The sequence below is a fragment of the Streptomyces sp. NRRL F-5630 genome, from assembly GCF_000719475.1.
Taxonomy (GTDB): Bacteria; Actinomycetota; Actinomycetes; order Streptomycetales; family Streptomycetaceae; genus Streptomyces.
On sequence record NZ_JOGO01000198.1, the window covers coordinates 1 to 621 of the forward strand.

Genomic DNA, 621 nt, shown 5'->3' on the forward strand with positions numbered 1-621 from the left:
GGCGCCGAGGGCGCGCCGCCGTACCCCCCGTATCCGCCCCCGGGCGGCGGTGGCGACTGCGGCGCTCCCCCGCCGCCTCCGCCCTGCGAATCGACGACGGCCTCGATCTTCCAGCTCACCTGGAAGCGGCTCTGGAGCGCCTGCTTGAGCACGTCCTCGTTGTTGCCGTTGAGGAAGTTGTCCCTGGCCCCGGCGTTGACGAAGCCGATCTGCAAGGTCGTCCCGTCGAAGCCCGCGACCTGCGCGTTCTGGCTCAGCAGCATCCAGGTGAAGCGGCGGGTGTTCTTCACCGTCTCCAGGATCTCGGGCCACAGCGCGCGCGGGTCGAGGCCGCTCCCGGGGGGCGGGGCGGCGGGCTGGGGGGCGGCGGACGCCTGGGCCTGCGGCTGGGCGTGCGCCGGGGCCTGGGCCGCCGGGCCGGAAGCCGGGCCGCCGGGCCCGCTCGTCCGCGTACCGCCACCGCCGCCCGAGGCGGTCGGCCAGCCGCCGGGCCGGCGCGCGGGCGCACCGGAGCCGGGCCCCGCCGCGGCGGGCCAGCCGCCGGGGGCGGGGGGCCGGGGGGGCGGGGGGGGGGCGGGGGGGCGGGGGGCGGGGGGGGGGGGGGGGCGGGGGGCGGGAGCC

General features: G+C 81.0%; 1 pseudogene. It reads right to left on the minus strand.

Annotated elements, in window-relative coordinates:
- Positions 1 to 621: pseudogene (locus IF99_RS35360) on the minus strand (DNA polymerase III subunit gamma and tau); the annotation flags it as partial.